This window comes from Ruegeria sp. BC1 (assembly GCF_056539305.1).
This window is the reverse complement of sequence record NZ_JBQFUT010000003.1, coordinates 180,317-200,104: the sequence shown is the minus strand read 5'-3', so window position 1 is coordinate 200,104 and position 19,788 is coordinate 180,317. Positions and strand designations below refer to the sequence as shown.

Here is a 19,788-nt window from a genome sequence, read left to right as displayed (position 1 = left end):
TTTTCTGCGGGGGGGGCTATGAAGCTGGGTGTAAACCTGTTGTGCACAGGCGGCCTGATCGATGCGCCGCAGTTGAAATATTGCCATCTTGCTGCGCAGCAAGGGTATGACGGCGTGGAAATCCCTGTGCTGGATGGAATGCCTGATCATTATGAATGGCTGGCGCGCGAATTGGACAAGCTGGGTTTGGATCGAACCTGCACGGCCATCGTGCCCGATCCGAATGCAGACCCAACAAGCCTTGATGCCGAAATCCGTAAACGCGGTCTGGCGCATCTCGACTGGATACTGGATTGTGCGGTGGCTTTGGGTGCCCGGACCATTGGAGGGCCGTTTCATGCGCCGATTGGGCATTTTACCGGCAGCGGGCCAACCATTGAGGAATGGCAGCGCGGCGCAGAGGTGCATCATCGCATGGCCGAAAAAGCGAGAAAGCACGGAATCGAGCTAGCGCTTGAGCCGCTGAACCGGTTCGAGACTTATTTCCTGAACACCGCCGAACAAGCCGCCCGCTATTGCGAGATGGTCGATCATCCCGCCTTTGGCATCATGTACGATACGTTTCATTCTCATATCGAGGAAAAGGACCAGCCTGCCGCCATCGAACGACTGGCGGGCAGGATCAACGTTTTGCATGTCTCGGAAAATGATCGCGGGACGCCGGGTACTGGTCAGATTGATTTCCGAACGATTTTCTCGGCGGTCAAAAGCACCGGTTTCGATGGCTGGGTGGTGATGGAGGCCTTTGGCGCGGGCGTGCCGGAACTTGCTGCCGCGACGCGGATTTGGCGGCCGATGTTTGACGATCACGAACAGCTATTCCGCGATAGTGCATCGTTCATTCGAACCGAATGGGGACGGGCATGACCGGTGACATCATCTTTGAGATGAAGAACATCACCAAAGAATTCCCCGGCATCAAGGCGTTGGACGCGGTCAGTTTTTCCGCGCGATCAGGTGAGGTTCACGCGTTGGTCGGGGAAAACGGCGCAGGCAAGTCCACGCTGATGAAAGTGCTGTCGGGTGTGTATCAGGCGGAAGAAGGCGACATCTTTCTGCGCGGCGAAAAGGTGCGTTTCGAGCACCCGCTGGAATCGCTTGCCCGGGGAGTGAGCGTGATCTACCAGGAATTCTCATTGCTGCCGGATCGTACTGTGGCGCAGAATATCTTTCTGGGGCGCGAACCTGCTGGCCGTTGGGGCATTCTGGATACCAACCTGATGCGCCGAGAAACGCAGGATGTTTTGGCGTTGTTCGGGGATCGCCATCGCTTTGGCCCGGACACATTGGTCAGCGAATTGGACGTCGCGCAGCAGCAGATGGTTGAGATCGCCAAGGCGTTGTCGCTGAATGCGCAGGTCATCGTTATGGATGAACCAACGGCGGCGCTCAACGATACGGAATGTGATCTGCTGTTCCAGCTGGTCGACGATCTGCGCGGGCAGGGGCGTTCGATTGTCTATATCACACACCGTATGCGCGAAATTCGCCGTCTGGCCGGCCGCGTCACCGTCCTCAAGGACGGCAAGGTCGCGGCCGCGTTCGATCATGTCCCCGAAACCAGCCAGATCGTCGAGGCGATGGTCGGGCGCGATATCGGCCATTTCTACCCCGAACCCGCCACATCGGATGAGGTTGGCGAGGCTGTGCTGGCCGTTCGCGGCGGCGGCAATAACCGCCTGTTCGACATCGATCTGGACTTGCGCGCGGGCCAGATCACCGGGTTTGCCGGTGTGCAGGGCGCGGGTCGCACGGCGCTGGCGTTGGCCCTGTTCGGCGCGGAACCGTTTGAAACGGGCGATGTGACAGTTGAAGGGAAGCCGGTCATGCTGACCAGTCCGCGCAGTGCGGCCAAGGTCGGGATCGCCATGCTGCCCGGCGACCGCAAGGTCGAGGGGCTGATGCTGATGCAATCAGTGCGCGACAACGGGATGATCTCGGCCCGGGCGTTTTCCGGGGCGTTGGGCGCGCCGAACAAAACGCCGATTGCCTCGCTCGAACAGATGGACGAATTGTTCGATGCCTTTGATCTGCGTGCCGCCAATTATGAGGTCGAGATTCAGTCTCTGTCCGGTGGCAATCAGCAAAAGGCCATCGTCGCGCGCTGGCTGTCACTGGCCCCGAAGGTTCTGATCTTTGTCGAACCGACACGCGGTATCGACGTCAACACCAAGGCCGGGATTTACGCCCAGATGCGCAAACTGGCGCAAGAGGGGGTAGCAGTAATGGCTATCTCATCTGACCTGCCCGAGGTGCTGGGCATCTCGGACCGGGTGCTGGTGATGAGCGATGGCAAGATCGTGGCGGAATTTGGTCATGGCGCCAGTGAAGGCGAGGTCATGCATGCCGCGACTGAGGCGCATCTTGAGCTGGAGGGCACATGAGACGGCCCCGCAACCTTGCCACGCTGGCTCCGTTCCTTTTGCTGCTTGCAGCGATGGCGGTTTATGTTGGTATCGCTGTCGCGACCGGTCAGACGCAGTATTTGACTGCCGAAAACCTGCTCAGCCTGCTAGGCCGTTCCATCGCGTTGGGGATCACTGCGATCGGGCAGACATTTGCCATTCTGATTGCGTCCATAGACCTGAGCGTTGCGAACCTGATTTCGGTCTCGGCGGTGCTGGCCTCCTCTATCATGTCGGGCGATCCGTCGATGATGCTGCCCGCAATTGCTGCCGTTTTAGCGGTGGGGGTTGTGGTCGGGTTGATCAACGGGCTGGTGATAACCCAGTTCGAGGTCAACCCACTGATTGCCACCCTAGGCATGGCGCTGATCCTGCAAGGGCTATTGAGCGCCACCTTCAACAATTTTGCTGGGGAGGTTCCGGAAGAGTTTCAGGTCCTCGCCTATGGCCAGGTCGGCGGCATTTCGATCAGCCTGATCTTTCTGATCGGCTTGACTGTCGCGGCCTGGGTGTTCCTGCGCTTCACGCGTGCGGGGTCGAATATCTATTCCGTTGGAGGCAACCCAGACGCCGCCAAACTTGCAGGGATGCGCACCACGCGCGTTGTCATCATGGCGCATGTGATTTGCTCCGTCTGCGCCACCATCGCGGGTCTGTATCTGGCCAGCCGCTTACGCTCGGGCGCGCCGTGGATCGGACGGGACGGGGTCTATGATCTAGAATCCATCGCTGTTGTGGTCATCGGCGGCACCGCCCTGTCTGGCGGGCGCGGAGGGGTCTGGGGCACGCTGATGGGGGTCATGATCTTCTCGCTGATCGACTCGATCTTCAACATCGCGGGCGTCGATGCCTTTGCCAAACAAATCCTGCGCGGGGTCATCATCGTGGCCGCCGTAGCCGTCTATGCGGTGCGCAGCCGGAGGATCGAGGCATGATGGCTCGGCTGAAACAGATCAACCCGGTGTTTCTGGTGCTGGCGTTGCTGTTTGTCGCGATTGCGATCCTGTCGCCCTATTTCCTGCAGCCGACCGGATACATGAACTTTCTCAAACGCGCCGCGCCAATTGCGATTTTGGCCGTAGGGCAACTTTACGTCATCAACTCTGGCGGGTTTGATCTGTCGGCGGGGGCCTTGGTGACGCTGACGGTGATCGGCAGCTCGATCCTGCTTGATGGGGATGCCAGCGCAACTTGGTGGGTGATCCTTGCAATGCTGGGCGTGGGTGTGATCATCGGGACGGTAAATGCGCTGGTGGTTTCGTGGCTGCGCGTACCGTCGATCATCGCGACGCTGGGGATGATGATCACACTCAGCGGTGTTGCGTTGACATGGTCAGGAGGCGCGCCGCGCGGCTATCTGCCTGAAAACTTCAGGTTCTTTGGGCGCTACCTCATCAAGGACCTGCCGTTGGTCAAAATTCTGCCCGTTGCGGTGGTCGTGATGGTCGTGGTCTGCGCTGCGATGTGGTGGCTGATGCACCGCACGAATTACGGCAAGCGCCTGATCTCCATGGGCGACAACCCAAAGGCCGCTTTATTGGCCGGCGTCCCACTCACGGAAACACGTATTGTCGCCTTTGTCATGTCATCGGTCTCGGCCGTCATCGCAGGGATATTGCTGGGAGGTTTCGCGGGCGTGTCTACCGATGTGGGCGTGGGGCTGGAATTGCAGGCGATCACTGCCGCGGTCATTGGCGGCGCGCAATTGCTAGGTGGTCGCGGGACCGTGGGGGCAACCATCGCCGGGGCATTGGTTTTGCAGGCGATGTTCACATTGCTCAACATTCTGGGCTTTCCGAAACCCATCCGCGATGTGGTCCAGGGGCTGATTTTGATCTCGGCGGTGGTGATCGCCGGATACCGACGACGCCGATCCGGGGGATAGGCGCCCGACATTTTCAGAGGAGGAAACAAGATGATGAATAAATTCACGGCGACAGCCATCGCGACGCTGATAGCGGCTGTGCCAGCGCAGGCACAGAATTTCGATGATCCGGCTGAGTTTGCCAAGCAAAAGGACATGCTGGGCGCGGCGGCCAATGGCGATGCGGCAACCCCGTGGTTGCAGCACTATGGCGACGTGATGGCCGATACTTCGGGTTTCAAGAAAGACGGCCCGCACACCATCTGCTTCTCGAACGCGGGCGTGAACAACCCATGGCGCGTGGTCGGCTGGAACACCATGCAGGCCGAGGTCGAACAGCATGACAACATCGCCGAGTTCGTGGTGACAGATGCCGAGGGTTCGGACGACAAGCAGATTGCTGATATCGAGGACCTGCTGGCCGGTGGCACCTGTGACGCCCTCATAGTGTCCCCCAACACAACCGCAGCTCTGACTCCCGCTGTGGAAAAAGCCTGTGAGCAACTTCCCGTCATTGTGTTTGACCGGGGCGTGAATACCGATTGCCCGGTCACATTCATTAAGCCGGTTGGTGGATACGGCTTTGGCATCCAGTCCGGTGAGTTCATCGCCGCCAACGCACCCGCAGGGTCCGATGTGTTGATGCTGCGCATACTGCCGGGTGTGGATGTTCTGGAAACCCGGTATTCCGCCGCGAAACGCATTCTGGAAGAGGCGGGTTTGAACATCGTCGGGGCCGAGTTTACTGATGGCGACCGTGCCAAGACCAAGGCGATTGTCGAGGACTACATCCAGCGCGGTACCCAGTTGGGCGCGGTCTGGATGGATGCCGGTGCAACCTCGGTCGCGGCGATCGAGGCGTTCGAGGATATGGGGCTGGACGTGCCGATTGTCACAGGTGAAGACCAGCAAGACTTTCTGCAGAAGTGGCAGGAGATTGGCTTGAACACGATCGCGCCCACCTACCCGACATATCAGTGGCGCACACCCATTCTGGCGGCTCTGATGATTCTGGATGGCGAGGCGATCCCCGGACCAGAATGGAACCTACCGCAACCGGCAATCACCAACGACAATCTGGCTGATTTCGTGAACCCTGCAATGCCTCCACTGCACTACGCGGGTTGTGGCTGCGAAGACATGCCGGGCTACCCCGAGCGCTGGGGCGGCAAGTAATCGCCTGAACCCGTCAGGCCCCGGTTGGGGGCCTGACACACGAAATATTCGAGGGAGGATTACATGCCGGGTGCGATCAAGGGGCCGGGGCTATTTCTGGCGCAGTTTGCGGATGATGCGGCCCCGTTCAATTCGCTGGGGTCGATTGCGGAATGGGCAGCGGGTCTTGGGTACAAGGCGGTACAGATCCCGACGTTCGACGGGCGCTTGTTCGATCTGGATAAGGCTGCCGACAGTCAGGTTTATTGCGACGAATTGCTGGGCGTTTGCCGCGATGCGGGCGTTGAGATTAGCGAGCTATCGACCCATCTGCAGGGGCAGTTGGTCGCCGTCCATCCTGCCTATGATCAGACTTTTGACGCCTTTGCGCCCGAGACCGTGCATGGCAACCCGCAAGCGCGCCAGGCATGGGCCGTGGATCAGGTCAAGAAAGCCGCTATTGCGGCCCGGCGCATGGGGCTGGATACCACGGTCAGCTTTACCGGATCGCTGGCTTTTCCCTATCTCTATCCCTGGCCGCAACGGCCACAGGGTCTGATCGAAGAGGCGTTCTCGGAACTCGCCCGCCGCTGGCGCCCGATCTTTAATGCCTATGCGGATCAGGGCGTCGCCATCGGCTTTGAAATCCACCCCGGAGAAGATGTATTCGACGGGGCAACATTCGAGATGTTCCTTGATGCTGTGGACGGGCACGAGGCCTGCCGGATCAACTATGACCCCTCGCACTTCCTGTTGCAGCAGATGGATTATCTGGAATTCATCGACCTTTATCACGAGCGCATCTGCGCCTTTCACGTCAAGGATGCCGAGTTTAATCCGACCGGGCGGCAAGGCGTCTATTCCGGCTATCAAGGTTGGACCGACCGGGCCGGGCGATTCCGTTCGCTTGGTGACGGGCAGGTGGATTTCAGTGCGGTTTTCTCGAAACTGACGCAGTATGGCTATGACAGTTGGGCGGTGCTGGAATGGGAATGTTGCCTGAAGTCGCCCGAACAGGGGGCCGCCGAGGGCGCCCCCTTCATTGCGCGCCATATCATTGAGACCACCGACAAGGCATTTGACGATTTCGCAGGTGGTGAGGTTGATCAGGCTATGATCCGATCCATGCTGGGGTTGGACCAATGACACCGTTGAAACTGGGCATGGTCGGCGGCGGGCAGGGCGCTTTCATCGGAGCTGTGCATCGTATCGCGGCCCGATTGGACGGGCGATGGCAACTGGTGGCGGGGGCGTTGTCCTCCGACCCGCAGCGTGCTGCAACCTCGGCGCAGGAACTGGGGATCGCGCCCGACCGGACTTATGCCGATTTTCGACAGATGGCCGAAGCCGAGGCTGCACGCGAAGATGGCATTGACGCGGTGGCCATCGTCACCCCAAACCACATGCACGCCGACCCGGCGATTGCGTTTTTGCAGGCCGGTATCCATGTGATCTGCGACAAACCCTTGGCTGCCACGTCTGAGGATGCCGCCGGTATTAAGGCAGCGGCCGACGCTTCATCCGCGCATTTCATCCTGACCCATAACTACACCGGCTATCCGATGATCCGTCAGGCGCGCGACATGGTGAAGGCGGGCGAATTGGGCAGGCTGCGGCTGGTGCAAGTGGAATACGTGCAGGACTGGCTGACCGAACCCGCCGATGTGGACAACAAACAGGCCGACTGGCGCACCGACCCGGCGCGGTCGGGGGCCGGGGCCATCGGTGATATCGGCACCCACGCGTTCAACTTGGCCCATTTCGTCACGGGCGAGGCTCCGTCCAGTCTATCGGCTGATCTGTCCAGCATGGTTGCGGGCAGGCAAGTGGATGACAACGCACATATTCTGCTTCGATACGAAAGTGGCGCGCGGGGCATGTTATGGGCAAGCCAAGTGGCCGTTGGCAACGAAAATGGCCTGCGTTTGCGAGTCTATGGCGAGACAGGAGGCTTGGAATGGTCTCAGGAGCATCCCAATCACTTGTCTTTCACACCTTTTGGTCAACCACGCCAAACACTGACACGCGGATCAGGTGCGGTTACATCCCTCGCGGCACAACGGGCCACTCGGATTCCACCCGGGCATCCCGAAGGGTATCTCGAAGGATTCGCAACGCTCTATGCCGAAGCGGCGGATTTGATATCCGGGGCACCCGACGCTGATCGGATCGTGCCCGGCCTACAGGACGGATTGCTGGGAATGGCCTTCATCTCTGCTGCGCTTGCCTCGTCTGATGACAACAGCCGATGGCATCGGGTGGATGTGTGATGAAAGCTTTCGGACCTGTTGCAAACCTTTGACCATTGACCTTCATGGAGTTCGCGCCTAGTCGGTCACGTTGCCTTCGGGCCTACTGGATCTTTGCTCCGGTCTGGCCCGAACTCTACATGGTGATCGTCCGGATAGGTCGGTAGCAGTAGGAGGCAGGCAAAATGTCTGTAGCGGTGAATCTTGCTTGGACGCAACTTGAATGCAATGTCCAGTAATCGCTAACTTTCATGTCTAGATCCGCAACCACTTTAACCAAGAGCGATACCTCTCTAGCCAGGAAACTTTCGTGCAGACGGGTTCCGCCGCTGCTGCCGAATGGCGCGAACTCGGTGCCGGACACAGGACAGCTTTGCTAGCCTCGCTAAGACAGTTCGAATTCCTCTGCGCGTAATGTTGCCCTCCGGTCAGAGTAGATTGTGCCGGGAATTTCAGTTTGCTAACGTCAGACACGCGCTGGGGAGGGCGGGTACACCTATATGCTGGACTATTCGCACAATGCCTGGCTTGTGGCGGCCTCTTTGGCCGTGGCGCTGATGGCCGGATTTACCGGCCTTTATCTGACGCATGGCGCTTCCCGGCTGGATAGCCAACGCCGCAAGTTTGTCGTTGCTCTGGCTGCGGTCATTCTGGGCGGCGGTATCTGGTCGATGCATTTCGTAGCAATGCTGGGCCTGCAGCTGCCGATACTGTTTTACTACGACGCTCTGATCACTCTGATCTCCGCGCTTGTAGCGATCCTGATGGTTGGGTTGGCGCTGCTGTTGCTGCATTTCCGCCCGCGTACGCCTCAGACGATGATCGGATCAGGGGTGATCGTGGGGCTGGGCATCGTGGTGATGCACTACATTGGCATGGCCGGAATGCAGTTATGCCGCCCTGTGTACAATGTTTTGGACGTGGCTCTGGCGACTTTGGCGTCGGTGATCCTGTCGGTCGCGGCTATTTGGGTTGCTTATGGTAACCGCACGCAACGCAATATTCTACTGGGCACAGTTTGCTTTGGGTTGGCCGTATTTACGATGCACTTTGTGGCTACCGGTCTGACTGACTTTGTGGCAATTGACACCGCCGGCGGTGCGGGGCCCGCGCTGGATAATCAGGTTCTGGCGATGGGCGTCACAGTTTCGGTTTTCCTGATATGCGGAGCTTTTCTGCTGACCGGGATTTCGTTCATCGAGCCCAAGGAAAAGCCTGAACCGGAACGCACGCTGGAACCCGCAATCCTGCGCGCCGGAGTTCCGTTCGAGCGTGAAGGCCAGACATATTTCACAGACCCCGCCAGCATTGCCGCCATCCGGGCCGAGGGGCATTATACGGTTCTCTATATGGGTGTTGAAAAACTATTCTGTCCATGGTCGATCACCGAGGCCGAAAACCGCCTGAAAACAGACGGGTTTTTGCGCGCCCATCGCAGCTATCTGGTGAACCCCAAACATGTCTCTGGCTTTGAACGTCATAAGGACAACGGCACCTGTTATTTTGATGGTGTCGACGCATTGGCCAAAGTGCCGGTCAGCCGGTCCCGCCTAACGGACATTCGCGAGGCTTTAGGCCTCTGATCGCAGTTCGTGCAGCCTATTCGCATTTCGTGATTCAACTCGCGCGCCCTGTTCCCGATCGCTGGAAGCCTTGAGTCACACGTTCTTTCCTTACCTCAGGTCCCCCAAGGCATAACGCTCGGACCCAGGGAGGAAAAAATGATACCAGCCGGTTTTGAGTATCACCGGCCAGGCGATATCGCCTCGGCCATCGGCATTCTGCAAGAACACGGAGACGAGGCGCGCGTGATCGCGGGCGGGCACAGTCTGATCCCAATGATGAAGCTGCGTATGGCTGAGATGAGCCATCTGGTCGACTTGCAGGCGATAGACGAATTGAAAGGTGTCGAAATTGGGACTGACACAGTGTCCTTGGGTGCGATGGTCACGCAACATGAACTTATCACGCATGACGGGTTGGCCTCCACCATTCCGTTGATCCGCGAAGCTGCAATGCAGATCGCTGATCCGCAGGTGCGTTATATGGGTACAGTCGGTGGCAACGTGGCCAATGGCGATCCGGGCAATGATATGCCGGGGCTGATGCAATGCCTGAACGCGACGTTTGAGTTGTCCGGTCCCGATGGTAATCGCAACGTTGCGGCGCGTGACTTTTATGAGGCCGCCTACTTCACCGCCCGCGAAGATGAGGAAATCCTGACCCGTATCTCGATTCCGGTCCCCGGATCCGACGTAGGGCAGGCTTACGAAAAGCAAAAACGTAAGATAGGCGACTACGCGACCGCTGCCGCCGCAGTGATGGTTGGAAATGGTATGGCGTCAGTTGCGATGACCAATCTGGCCGATACTCCCGTCTGGTCCGAAAGTGCGAGCAGTGCATTGGCGGGTGGTGATGTCGAAGGCTGCGTCGCAGCGATGCTCGACGCGATCGACCCGGTGGCTGACAACCGCGGCCCCGTCGAATTCAAAAAACACGTGGCCGCCGTGATGCTGCGCCGCGCCATCGATCGCGCGCAAAGCCGCGCGGGCTGAGGGAGGAACACTCATGTCGAAGATGCACGTCAAACTCACCGTGAACGGCAAGCAGGTCGAAGGTCTGGCCGAACCTCGCACGCTGTTGATCCACTTCCTGCGGGAAGATCTGAAAATCACCGGCCCTCATATCGGGTGCGAGACCAGCCACTGCGGCGCCTGTACCGTCGATATCGACGGTAAATCCGTCAAATCCTGCACAACTTTCGTGGCGCAAGTAAACGGTGCTGACATCACCACCGTCGAGGGGTTGACCAATGACGATGGCAGCCTGGGTGTGTTGCAAGAGATGTTCCGTGAACATCACGGGCTACAGTGCGGCTTCTGCACGCCGGGCATGATCACCCGCGCGCATCGCCTGCTGCAGGAAAACCCGAATCCGACCGAGGAAGAAATCCGCTTTGGCATGGCCGGAAACCTCTGCCGCTGTACCGGGTATCAGAACATCGTTAAGGCGATCTCAGCCTCGGCTGACATGCTCAATGCTCAGAAGGAGGCCGCGGAATGAACGATCAAACCATGACCCCCGAAGAGCGCGCCGCCAACCTCAAAGGGTTGGGAAGCTCGCGCAAACGCGTCGAGGATGTGCGCTTTACCCAAGGCAAGGGCAACTATGTCGATGACATAAAGCTGGACGGGATGCTGTTCGGCGCGTTTGTCCGCTCGCCTTACGCACATGCCCGTGTCGTCAGTGTGAACAAGGACGCCGCGCTGGCCATTCCCGGAGTTGTTGCCGTGTTGACCGCCGAAGATCTGGCTCCGCTGGGTCTGCATTGGATGCCGACGCTGGCCGGTGACAAGCAAATGGTGCTGGCTGATGGCAAGGTTCTGTTTCAGGGCCAGGAAGTCGCTTATGTCGTCGCCGAAAATCGATACATCGCAGCGGATGCGGCAGAGCTGATCGAGGTTGAGTACGAAGAACTTCCCGTCCTGACCGACCCGTTCGAAGCGCTGAAATCCGATGTTATCTTGCGTGAAGACCTTGCGGGTCAGACCGAAGGCGCCCATGGCCCGCGCAAGCATCACAACCATATCTTCACCTGGGAACAGGGCGACAAAGACGCGACCGAGGCCGTTTTGGGGGAAGCCGATGTCTTGGCCGAAGAGATGGTCTACTACCATCGGACCCACCCATGTCCGCTGGAGACCTGTGGCTGTGTGGCTTCGATGGATAAGGTGACCGGTAAGCTTACACTTTATGGTACATTCCAGGCCCCGCACGCGATCAGAACCGTTGTGTCGCTGATCTCTGGTCTCGCCGAGCACAATATCCGGGTGATCAGCCCTGATATCGGTGGCGGTTTCGGTAACAAAGTTGGTGCCTATGCGGGTTATGTCTGCTCGGTTGTAGCCTCTATTGTCACCGGCCAACCGGTGAAATGGGTCGAGAACCGGATGGAAAACCTTATGTCCACCGCCTTTGCCCGCGACTACTGGATGCAGGGCAAGATCGCTGCGACCAAGGATGGCAAGATCACTGGTCTCTGGTGCCATACCACAGCAGATCATGGTGGATTTGACGCCTGTGCCGACCCGACAAAGTTCCCGGCCGGGTTCATGAACATCTGCACCGGGTCGTATGACATTCCGACCGCCTATCTGGCTGTGGACGGTGTTTACACCAACAAGGCACCAGGCGGTGTCGCCTATCGTTGCTCTTTCCGAGTGACCGAGGCTGCGTATTTCATCGAGCGGATGATCGAGGTTCTGGCCATCAAGCTGAACATGGACGCGGCCGAGCTACGCCGGATCAACTTTATCCGCAAGGATCAGTTCCCATATCAGTCCGCGCTGGGATGGGAATATGACTCGGGTGACTATCACACCGCATGGGACAAAGCGTTGAAGGCTGTTGACTATGACGGTCTGCGGGCGGAACAGGCGCAGCGGATCGAGGATTTCAAAGCCGGAAAGACCCGTAAACTGCTGGGCATCGGCCTGACGCATTTCACTGAAATCGTCGGGGCTGGACCGGTCAAGAACTGCGATATCCTTGGGTTGGGAATGTTCGACTCATGCGAAATCCGGATTCACCCAACCGGTTCGGCCATCGCACGGCTGGGGACGATCAGCCAAGGTCAGGGCCATGCTACGACTTTTGCTCAGATCATCGCCAGCGAGATCGGCCTGCCTGCCGATGACATCACGCTGGAAGAAGGCGACACTGATACCGCACCTTATGGGCTTGGTACCTATGGGTCCCGGTCGACACCCGTGGCCGGCGCGGCAACGGCGATGGCCGCCCGCAAAATCCGCGCCAAGGCACAGATGATCGCGGCTTACTTGCTTGAAGTCCACGACGACGACGTCGAATGGGACGTGGATCGGTTCTCTGTCAAAGGTGCGCCTGAGCGGTTCAAAACCATGAAGGAAATCGCCTTCGCCGCCTATAACCAGGCCATTCCGGGGCTGGAACCCGGTCTGGAGGCTGTCAGCTACTATGACCCACCGAACATGACCTATCCGTTCGGAGCCTATATCTGTGTCATGGAGATCGACGTGGATACCGGCGAATGGGATGTCCGGCAATTCTATGCGCTGGACGACTGCGGAACCCGGATCAACCCGATGATCATCGAAGGGCAGGTCCATGGTGGCGTGACCGAAGCGCTGGCCATCGCTATGGGTCAGGAAATCGCCTATGATGAGATGGGCAACGTCAAGACTGGTACCTTGATGGACTTCTTCCTGCCCACGGCGTGGGAGACGCCCAACTACACCACCGATCATACGGTGACGCCATCTCCGCATCACCCGATCGGTGCTAAGGGCGTGGGCGAGAGCCCGAATGTCGGCGGCGTGCCCGCGTTCTCGAACGCGGTGCATGATGCATTCCGCCCATTTGGCCTTGTCCAGAGCCACATGCCGCATGACCACTGGCGTATCTGGAAGATCGCCAACGGTCTGGGAATGCACGGCTAACAGGAAAAGCCGCCGCGCTTAAACACGGCGCGGCGGCAATCCGGGAGAATTGCATGAGCTTGCAAGACATACAGCATGGCTTGGCCGAGGTGGGCTATGTTGCCGATGACCGATTGGCGATGGCGCTTCATCTGGCGCAGATGCTTGGGCGCCCGCTGCTGTTGGAAGGACCAGCAGGGGTCGGAAAAACCGAGGTCGCAAAGGCGTTGGCGGCACAGCGCGCGACGCGATTGATCCGGTTGCAATGCTACGAAGGGCTGGATGCCAGCCACGCGATCTATGAATGGAATTACCAGCGCCAGTTGCTGGCTATTCGTGCAAGCGAGGCACAGGGTGGCACCAGCGAGGCCCAGCTATTCACTGATGACTATCTGCTGAAGCGACCTTTACTAGACGCAATCAGCGAAGAAGAACCTCCTGTTCTTCTGATTGATGAAATCGACCGTGCGGATGAGGAGTTTGAGGCCTATCTGCTGGAGATTTTGTCGGACTTTCAGATCACCATCCCCGAGCTTGGCACCATCAAGGCGCGTTCGCGGCCCATCGTGATCCTGACGGCGAATGGGACTCGGGAACTTTCAGACGCGCTGCGGCGTCGTTGCCTGTATAGTTTCCTCGACTACCCATCGCGCGAAACGGAAATGGCGATCCTGAAAGCACGCATGCCTGAAGTTGAAGGGCTGTTGGCGCGTCAGATTGTTGGCGTTGTACAGGCGCTGCGCAAAGAAGACTTGGAAAAGACCCCTGGCATTGCCGAAATGTTGGACTGGGCGGCGGCTCTTTCGGGGCTGGGTGTAAACGACATGGCGCAGTCCCGCGAAGAGGTTCAGGCGACCCTTGTTTGCCTTTTGAAAACCGCAGCCGACTACGACGCCGCTCCGCCCGAGGTAACGGATCGTCTGATCGGAAAGGTAGCGTGATGCAGGTCACCCGGTTCCCCACTCGCGCATCTGGTTTGTCGGAGCGAATGTCGGGATTCATCGCACATTTGCGTATGAACGGACTGCGCGTCGGGCCAGCTGAAACGGGGGACGCATTGGCTGCGCTGGCGGCGATTGAGGTGTTGGATGTCAGACAGGCCCAGCAGGCGCTTTGCGTGTTGCTGGCCGGCGACGCCGACGATTGGCGGAGGTTTGATGACCTCTTCGAAGCCTATTGGTTTAACACTGGCAAGCAGCGAACGGGGACCGCCCAAACCGCGCACGTGCGAGTTCAATCCGCCAAGCCGATGATCTGGCAGCAAGAGAGCCAGGATGTTCAGGAATTCGAGACCGGTGCGGATCAGGCCGCCACACCCGATTCCGGCGATGGGGAGGCCGCGGGGAGAGATGGGAAGCTGATTGCAACCCGTACGGCCAACCTGTCGCGCCGGGATTTGCGCGAGCTTATGGATGAAGACGCCCTGAGGCAGGCGGAACAGGCCGCGACCGCCATCGCGCGTGCGATCCGCGACCGCCGCTCGCGTAGGCGAAAGCAAGCTCTGCGGGGCTCTGCGTTGGACATGCGCCGGATTCAACGTGCCAGCCTCGCACGAGGAGGAGAGCCGATCGATCTGTATCGCCGCGCTCGCCCATCACGCCCAATGCGAATTGTGGCCTTGTGTGACGTCAGCGGGTCGATGACGGTTTATTCACGGGTCTTTTTGGCCTTTTTGAAAGGATTGATCGGTAGTGGAGCTGAGGCAGATGCCTATTTGTTCCACACGCGTTTGATGCGTGTGACTGATGCACTGCGCGATCATGACACGCTGCGCGCGGCTGGACGGTTATCACTTATGGCCGAAGGGTTCGGCGGTGGGACCGACATTTCGGGAAGCCTTGAGAGGTTTCTGAACGGATACGGTGCCCTTGCATTGAACGGGCGGACGATCGTATTGATCCTCTCGGACGGCTATTGCAGCGCATCGCCTGAAGCCCTGGGAGATGCTCTGGCTCGGATTCGGCGCAAGGCGCGGCGGATTGTTTGGCTGAATCCGCTTAAAGGATGGAAGAACTATCAGCCCATTGCCGCCGCAATGCAGGCAGCAGGACCTTATCTGGATGCGCACCTACCGGCCAACACACTCGACGCGCTGGCGGCGTTGGAACCCGAATTCCGAAAACTGTGAAAGGACACGGCGATGGCAGGTTTCGACATTTTCGACACGATTGAGGAGTTGCGCCAAAAAGGCGACGCCTTTTGCGTGGCAACGGTCCTTCGCACTGCCGACGCAACCTCGGCCAAGGCAGGTGGCAAGGCCGTGATCACGCGGGACGGGTGTATTTTGGGGCATCTGGGCGGAGCGTGCGTGCAGCGCGTCGTACGCGCATCGGCGCAGGAGGCACTTGCGGGTGGAACTCCGAAAATGATCCGTGTGAAACCTTCGGACAAGGTAGTGGCGATGACAGACCCGGATGGTGTTGAGACCTTCAAAAGCGGTTGTCCTTCGGGCGGAACGGTCGATTTGCTGATCGAACCCTATCAGCACGCCCCGCGCCTGATCATTTTCGGAGAGTCTCCGATTGCACATGCGCTTGCCGCGCATGCGGCGCTGACCGGGTTGCGCGTTTGTTTGCCTGAAGATTCAGAAAGCTCGGTGGACTTCATCGGTTTTGATCCGAATGACCTAAGCGCATTGGGCGTTGAACCACGCGATTTCGCGGTGGTCGCCTCACAGGGGAAGGGGGATGGCGCAGCGCTGAAATCTGCGCTTGAATCACCAGCACGACGCGTTTCGATGGTCGCGAGCCACCGCAAAGCCAAGGTGTTGTGCGAGAGGTTGGAAGCGCAGGGATTGACCGCCGAGCAGACCAGTCGGCTCAAGTCACCGGCCGGTCTGGATATCCGTGCAATCGACCCGCACGAAATCGCACTGTCGATCCTCGCCGAGATCATCCTCTGGCGAAATTCAGACAATTCCAAGGAGACGTCGCATGATGAAAAAATGGCGTAAATGGTTGCAGTCCTTTCGGACTGTGAAGCCGGAACAGACCCCGGAAGAGGCGACCGAGACCGCACTTCGCGTTTTCCCAAGATGCTGTTGAGTAAAGGACTCTCAAATGGAACTAAATGACGAAATCCGTATCTCTGCTCCGCGTGACGTCGTGTACCGAGCGCTAAATGATCCGGATGTGTTGCGAGAGTGCATTCCCGGTTGTGAGGAATTGATCCAGCATTCTCCCGAGCACTTGGAGGCCAAAGTTGTGCTCAAAATCGGCCCCGTCAAGGCTCGGTTCAGCGGCGAAGTGACATTGGACAACTCCAAAGCTCCGGATGAGTTTTCCCTGACTGGTGAAGGAAAAGGTGGCGCTGCGGGCTTTGCCAAAGGGGGTGCGGATGTCAATCTTAGCACGGAAGGCGAGGAAACGGTTTTATCCTATACTGCCAAGGTCACAATCGGCGGAAAAATAGCGCAATTGGGCAGCCGGTTGATTGCAGGGACTGCAAAAAAACTTTCAGCCAAGTTTTTTGAAAGGTTTGGGGAAATCGTCGCTGAGCAAAACGTCGGTTAGGGTCAGGACTTCGGTAACGAGGCCTTCCCAGTCAAGCGGTTTTGGCAAAATTATTGATCCGCTAAAGCGGTGATGTCACGTCTGTACCTGTCCGACCTGTTATGGGAGTCGATGATGGATACTTTGAACCAAAGCGGAGCCGTTCCTCACAACACGCAAATGATCGACAGCACCGTGATCCGCGCCCATCATCCACTGCCCGGCAGGGCATTGCGGCAGCAATGTTCCGAGAGCGAGGCAGCGGGCACCAAACCATAGCCGCGATGAGAATTTACACCTCGGCACGAACTTTTTGCTGATCAGGCGCTGGCTGCATTGTTCGCACTGCGTGAACGTGCAAATTTACGAAAAATGCAATTGCAGCGAATGTCAGCAATACGGGTTGCAAACGCAACATCTCCACTATCGACTCAAAGGCCGCTTTGGGCCGTTCCAGAGCCAGACAACTAGAGTGTGAGCCACAATGCGGCGTTGCACCTAAGGCCTGCAGCGAGCCTGTACCTTTAGAATGCTGCATCGTCGCGAATGGCGGCTTTCCTAGGCTCGGTTTTGATTTAGAGTTACCCTGGTCCACTATCGAAGGCTGACCTAAGCCTAATAAATTCCGTCGAGATGCAGATAATTACTAAAACACTCGACTCCATTCTTGGAGCAATTGGTAATACGCCTCTGGTACGTCTTGATCGGCTGGTGAAACACTACGGCTGTGAGGGTGCTATCCTTGCGAAACTGGATCACCTGAACCCTGGGTTTTCCAAGAAAGACCGAGCCGCTCTTGGTGTCATCAGAGCGGCTGAGCGCGACGGCACTCTGATACCCGGACAAACCGTCGTCGAATTAACGAGCGGCAATATGGGTACAGGTCTCGCTATTATTTGCGGTATCAAGGGCTATCCCTTTGTGGCGGTCATGTCCAAAGGTAATTCGCAAGAACGCGCGCGAATGATGGCAGCCCTTGGTGCGGAAGTGGTGTTGGTCGATCAATTGCCGGAAAGCCGTCCAGGGGAAGTTTCTGGCGCTGATCTAGCGGAAGTGGATCGCGTTGCGACCGAGTTGACCGAAGAACGCGATGCGTTTCGCGCTGACCAATTCCGTCGTGCGGGCAACCCGGAGTCTCACGAACAGATGACTGGGCCGGAGTTATGGGAACAATCCGGCGGTAGGATCGACGCTTTTTGCGATTTCGTGGGTTCAGGCGGAACGCTTGCGGGGACATCCAAATTTCTTCGAGCACAAAACCCGGATATCAAATGCTATCCGATTGAACCAAAAGGTGCCGCTGTGATCGCAGGGCTGGATGCGGTGAAACCTGAGCATCCAATTCAGGGTGGCGGCTACGTCATGGGCGATCTTGACTTCTTGCGGGGCCTGAACTGGGATGGGTTCTTGCAAGTTGATGGAGACACGGCACGTCAGACTTCGCGCGACCTAGCTCGACTAGAAGGCATTTTCGCTGGTTTCTCCGCCGGTGCCAATGTTGCCGGAGCCCTAGAACTGCTAAAAGGTCCCCACAAAGGGCAGACTATTGCAGTCATTGTCTGCGATTCAGGTTTGAAATATCTCTCGACTGATCTGTTTGCATGAAGCGGTCATTCAAGAAGCTTTGTAATGGGTCGGCTCTGTCCTGCAAAGCTGTCAGGTCGAATCACGGGACCAGAAATTTCGGCCCTAAACCCTGCCGTTCGTTCAGGATGCAAAAGAATGCTCGCGGTGAGCCCGAAGTGTTTGATGCTGCGTTCTGTTCGAACGTCAGTTTTGGGCTGGCGGGCTAGAAATTTCTGGCCCGCCCTTTTTCCGCAAAACTCAGAACTTGCCGTTCGCGTGCACCATTTCCGCAGGGGTGGGCGAAACAACGTCCCAATGTTCAACAATCTTTCCGTCTTCGACGCGCCAAAGGTCAAAGAAAGCCCAAGGTTTCTCGCTGACAGTGGCATCTGAAGCGACAAAGACAAAGTTGCCTTCTGCCACAACAATCTGAGGCTCGAATTTAGTTATGACGTTGCCCTGTTCGGCCCAAGCCTTCGTACCCTCGATCAGGCCATCGATCCCATCGGCAAGCATTGGATTGTGCTGCATGTAGACCTCAGAATACATGGGTGCTTTCTCTGGTGCGGCCCCGCCCAAGACATCGCGCACAAACCCAAGAACCAACGCTTTGTTTTCTTCGGTTTTGTCGAGATCTGTGATCTCGGTTGGTCCATCGGTCATACCTCGGCCAGACACTGTTGTTTCTGGAACCGGCTGCAGGTTATCCCAATGTTCGGCGACTTTGCCGTCCTCCACCCGGAATATGTCGAATGCGGCAAGGGTAGGTGCGCCAAACGCATCAGCGTTTTCAAAAGTGCTATGCAATACGACCATATCGCCTTCGGCGATGACGCGATGGGTGGTGCCAGTCATTCCGGATTGCTCGACCAAAGGTATCAGGCCAACCAACCCTTCAGCGCCGGTCGGGATTTGAGGGTTGTGTTGAATGTAGTCCGGGGTAACGAGCTGCCGCGCGGCTTCCGGATCGTGATCCGCGAATGCTGCGGTGAAGAGTGCGATTACAAGTTCTTTAGGAGACATGGCTTTATCCTTTGATTCGTATCCTCTCAATACGTGGTAGCAAAACCATACCACATTGCAATTACGTACTTTAAACTGACTTAGTATGCTCAACACTACTGCAATATTCTTCAGTGCGTTGCGCAATAGCCAATTCATGGCTATGGTGTCTCCTAGTTTCGAAACAATACCAGAGACTGATATGCTACCTATAGGCGTTGCCAACAAAGCAGAAGCTTCCAACTGCTCCATCCGTTCCGTGCTATCTAATGTGACTGGTAAATGGCGAATGATCATCATCCTCGCGCTGGAGGATGAGCCAAAACGCTTTGGCGACCTCAAACGCTGCATCGGAGACGTCACACAAAGTGTGCTTACCGAAAACCTGCGGGGATTGCAGCGCGACGGTTACTTGACCCGCACCGTCGATCCCGGGCCACCAGTGGCCGTGTCCTACGAATTGACACCACTGGGTCGAAGCCTACTCGAAATGCTGAAACCGCTTGTCTTTTGGTCGCATGAACAGATGGACGAAGTCAGGCAATTTCGCATGCAGTTCGACCGCGAGCAGGCAAGTTAACTTCAAAGCGGACTCAGGGC

At 57.7% G+C, this 19,788-nt stretch carries 19 protein-coding genes; 18 read left to right on the top strand and 1 reads right to left on the bottom strand.

All coding sequences use genetic code 11. The features are described from left to right. The first annotated feature begins 18 nt into the window (after positions 1-18). The 17 genes from ACR0IY_RS09115 (at position 19) to ACR0IY_RS09035 (ending at position 18,225) form a co-directional block, all read left to right on the top strand. A complete protein-coding gene (locus ACR0IY_RS09115) occupies positions 19-867 on the top strand; it encodes a sugar phosphate isomerase/epimerase family protein (RefSeq protein ID WP_480672430.1) in 849 nt (282 codons plus the stop codon). Further along, positions 864-2,384 carry a sugar ABC transporter ATP-binding protein gene (locus ACR0IY_RS09110; RefSeq protein ID WP_480672428.1) on the top strand — a complete coding sequence of 507 codons (1,521 nt, stop codon included), beginning with the start codon at positions 864-866 and terminating at the stop codon, positions 2,382-2,384. The genes ACR0IY_RS09115 and ACR0IY_RS09110 overlap by 4 nt, the downstream gene beginning before the upstream one ends. Then, the gene (locus ACR0IY_RS09105) at positions 2,381-3,340 is read left to right on the top strand and encodes an ABC transporter permease (protein WP_480672426.1); all 960 of its coding nucleotides are present in this window, start codon (positions 2,381-2,383) and stop codon (positions 3,338-3,340) included. The genes ACR0IY_RS09110 and ACR0IY_RS09105 overlap by 4 nt, the downstream gene beginning before the upstream one ends. Further along, positions 3,337-4,290 (top strand): ABC transporter permease, encoded by a 954-nt coding sequence (locus ACR0IY_RS09100; RefSeq protein ID WP_480672424.1) that lies wholly within the window; start codon positions 3,337-3,339, stop codon positions 4,288-4,290. The genes ACR0IY_RS09105 and ACR0IY_RS09100 overlap by 4 nt, the downstream gene beginning before the upstream one ends. Before the next feature lie 30 nt (positions 4,291-4,320). Next, the gene (locus ACR0IY_RS09095) at positions 4,321-5,445 is read left to right on the top strand and encodes a substrate-binding domain-containing protein (RefSeq protein ID WP_480672422.1); all 1,125 of its coding nucleotides are present in this window, start codon (positions 4,321-4,323) and stop codon (positions 5,443-5,445) included. Positions 5,446-5,508: 63 nt separating this feature from the next. Next, entirely contained in the window at positions 5,509-6,570 is a 1,062-nt protein-coding gene (locus ACR0IY_RS09090) for a sugar phosphate isomerase/epimerase family protein (protein ID WP_480672420.1), read from the top strand. Further along, positions 6,567-7,694, top strand: a complete 1,128-nt coding sequence (locus tag ACR0IY_RS09085) for a Gfo/Idh/MocA family protein (protein WP_480672418.1) — start codon at positions 6,567-6,569, stop codon at positions 7,692-7,694. The genes ACR0IY_RS09090 and ACR0IY_RS09085 overlap by 4 nt, the downstream gene beginning before the upstream one ends. Before the next feature lie 479 nt (positions 7,695-8,173). Further along, positions 8,174-9,256, top strand: coding sequence for an MHYT domain-containing protein (locus ACR0IY_RS09080; RefSeq protein WP_480672416.1), 1,083 nt, complete (start codon positions 8,174-8,176; stop codon positions 9,254-9,256). Positions 9,257-9,394: 138 nt separating this feature from the next. Next, on the top strand, positions 9,395-10,228 hold the full coding sequence (locus ACR0IY_RS09075) for an FAD binding domain-containing protein (protein WP_480672414.1): 834 nt from the start codon (positions 9,395-9,397) through the stop codon (positions 10,226-10,228). Between the two features lie 13 nt (positions 10,229-10,241). Further along, the gene (locus tag ACR0IY_RS09070) at positions 10,242-10,736 is read left to right on the top strand and encodes a (2Fe-2S)-binding protein (RefSeq protein WP_093963851.1); all 495 of its coding nucleotides are present in this window, start codon (positions 10,242-10,244) and stop codon (positions 10,734-10,736) included. Further along, positions 10,733-13,150, top strand: coding sequence for an aerobic carbon-monoxide dehydrogenase large subunit (locus tag ACR0IY_RS09065; RefSeq protein WP_480672412.1), 2,418 nt, complete (start codon positions 10,733-10,735; stop codon positions 13,148-13,150). Before ACR0IY_RS09070 ends, ACR0IY_RS09065 begins: the two co-directional genes overlap by 4 nt. Positions 13,151-13,203: 53 nt before the next feature. Then, positions 13,204-14,070: an AAA family ATPase gene (locus tag ACR0IY_RS09060; RefSeq protein ID WP_480672410.1), complete on the top strand. Its 867-nt coding sequence runs from the start codon at positions 13,204-13,206 to the stop codon at positions 14,068-14,070. A 47-nt stretch (positions 14,071-14,117) separates the two neighbouring features. After that, complete coding sequence (locus ACR0IY_RS09055; RefSeq protein WP_480672408.1) at positions 14,118-15,257, top strand: vWA domain-containing protein; 1,140 nt, start codon at positions 14,118-14,120, stop codon at positions 15,255-15,257. Positions 15,258-15,269: 12 nt separating this feature from the next. Next, positions 15,270-16,082: an XdhC family protein gene (locus tag ACR0IY_RS09050; RefSeq protein ID WP_480672406.1), complete on the top strand. Its 813-nt coding sequence runs from the start codon at positions 15,270-15,272 to the stop codon at positions 16,080-16,082. A 106-nt stretch (positions 16,083-16,188) separates the two neighbouring features. Then, positions 16,189-16,641 (top strand): SRPBCC family protein, encoded by a 453-nt coding sequence (locus ACR0IY_RS09045; RefSeq protein ID WP_480672404.1) that lies wholly within the window; start codon positions 16,189-16,191, stop codon positions 16,639-16,641. A gap of 72 nt (positions 16,642-16,713) precedes the next feature. Continuing rightward, positions 16,714-16,899 carry a hypothetical protein gene (locus tag ACR0IY_RS09040; protein ID WP_480672402.1) on the top strand — a complete coding sequence of 62 codons (186 nt, stop codon included), beginning with the start codon at positions 16,714-16,716 and terminating at the stop codon, positions 16,897-16,899. 354 nt (positions 16,900-17,253) lie between these two features. Then, entirely contained in the window at positions 17,254-18,225 is a 972-nt protein-coding gene (locus ACR0IY_RS09035; protein ID WP_480672400.1) for a PLP-dependent cysteine synthase family protein, read from the top strand. Positions 18,226-18,444: 219 nt separating this feature from the next. On the opposite strand, the gene ACR0IY_RS09030 is transcribed toward ACR0IY_RS09035, so the two are convergent. Further along, positions 18,445-19,440: a nuclear transport factor 2 family protein gene (locus ACR0IY_RS09030; protein ID WP_480672398.1), complete on the bottom strand. Its 996-nt coding sequence runs from the start codon at positions 19,438-19,440 to the stop codon at positions 18,445-18,447. 37 nt (positions 19,441-19,477) lie between these two features. On the opposite strand from ACR0IY_RS09030, the gene ACR0IY_RS09025 reads away from it, so the two are divergent. Continuing rightward, positions 19,478-19,768 carry a winged helix-turn-helix transcriptional regulator gene (locus tag ACR0IY_RS09025; RefSeq protein WP_480672396.1) on the top strand — a complete coding sequence of 97 codons (291 nt, stop codon included), beginning with the start codon at positions 19,478-19,480 and terminating at the stop codon, positions 19,766-19,768. Positions 19,769-19,788 lie beyond the last annotated feature (20 nt).

Bases quoted from the DNA above. Each gene is read 5' to 3' on its own strand.
- ACR0IY_RS09115 (WP_480672430.1), top strand. From the start codon at position 19: ATGAAGCTGGGTGTAAACCTGTTGTGCACAGGCGGCCTGATCGATGCG.
- ACR0IY_RS09110 (WP_480672428.1), top strand. From the start codon at position 864: ATGACCGGTGACATCATCTTTGAGATGAAGAACATCACCAAAGAATTC.
- ACR0IY_RS09105 (WP_480672426.1), top strand. From the start codon at position 2,381: ATGAGACGGCCCCGCAACCTTGCCACGCTGGCTCCGTTCCTTTTGCTG.
- ACR0IY_RS09100 (WP_480672424.1), top strand. From the start codon at position 3,337: ATGATGGCTCGGCTGAAACAGATCAACCCGGTGTTTCTGGTGCTGGCG.
- ACR0IY_RS09095 (WP_480672422.1), top strand. From the start codon at position 4,321: ATGATGAATAAATTCACGGCGACAGCCATCGCGACGCTGATAGCGGCT.
- ACR0IY_RS09090 (WP_480672420.1), top strand. From the start codon at position 5,509: ATGCCGGGTGCGATCAAGGGGCCGGGGCTATTTCTGGCGCAGTTTGCG.
- ACR0IY_RS09085 (WP_480672418.1), top strand. From the start codon at position 6,567: ATGACACCGTTGAAACTGGGCATGGTCGGCGGCGGGCAGGGCGCTTTC.
- ACR0IY_RS09080 (WP_480672416.1), top strand. From the start codon at position 8,174: ATGCTGGACTATTCGCACAATGCCTGGCTTGTGGCGGCCTCTTTGGCC.
- ACR0IY_RS09075 (WP_480672414.1), top strand. From the start codon at position 9,395: ATGATACCAGCCGGTTTTGAGTATCACCGGCCAGGCGATATCGCCTCG.
- ACR0IY_RS09070 (WP_093963851.1), top strand. From the start codon at position 10,242: ATGTCGAAGATGCACGTCAAACTCACCGTGAACGGCAAGCAGGTCGAA.
- ACR0IY_RS09065 (WP_480672412.1), top strand. From the start codon at position 10,733: ATGAACGATCAAACCATGACCCCCGAAGAGCGCGCCGCCAACCTCAAA.
- ACR0IY_RS09060 (WP_480672410.1), top strand. From the start codon at position 13,204: ATGAGCTTGCAAGACATACAGCATGGCTTGGCCGAGGTGGGCTATGTT.
- ACR0IY_RS09055 (WP_480672408.1), top strand. From the start codon at position 14,118: ATGTCGGGATTCATCGCACATTTGCGTATGAACGGACTGCGCGTCGGG.
- ACR0IY_RS09050 (WP_480672406.1), top strand. From the start codon at position 15,270: ATGGCAGGTTTCGACATTTTCGACACGATTGAGGAGTTGCGCCAAAAA.
- ACR0IY_RS09045 (WP_480672404.1), top strand. From the start codon at position 16,189: ATGGAACTAAATGACGAAATCCGTATCTCTGCTCCGCGTGACGTCGTG.
- ACR0IY_RS09040 (WP_480672402.1), top strand. From the start codon at position 16,714: ATGTCACGTCTGTACCTGTCCGACCTGTTATGGGAGTCGATGATGGAT.
- ACR0IY_RS09035 (WP_480672400.1), top strand. From the start codon at position 17,254: ATGCAGATAATTACTAAAACACTCGACTCCATTCTTGGAGCAATTGGT.
- ACR0IY_RS09030 (WP_480672398.1), bottom strand. From the start codon at position 19,440: ATGGAGCAGTTGGAAGCTTCTGCTTTGTTGGCAACGCCTATAGGTAGC.
- ACR0IY_RS09025 (WP_480672396.1), top strand. From the start codon at position 19,478: ATGATCATCATCCTCGCGCTGGAGGATGAGCCAAAACGCTTTGGCGAC.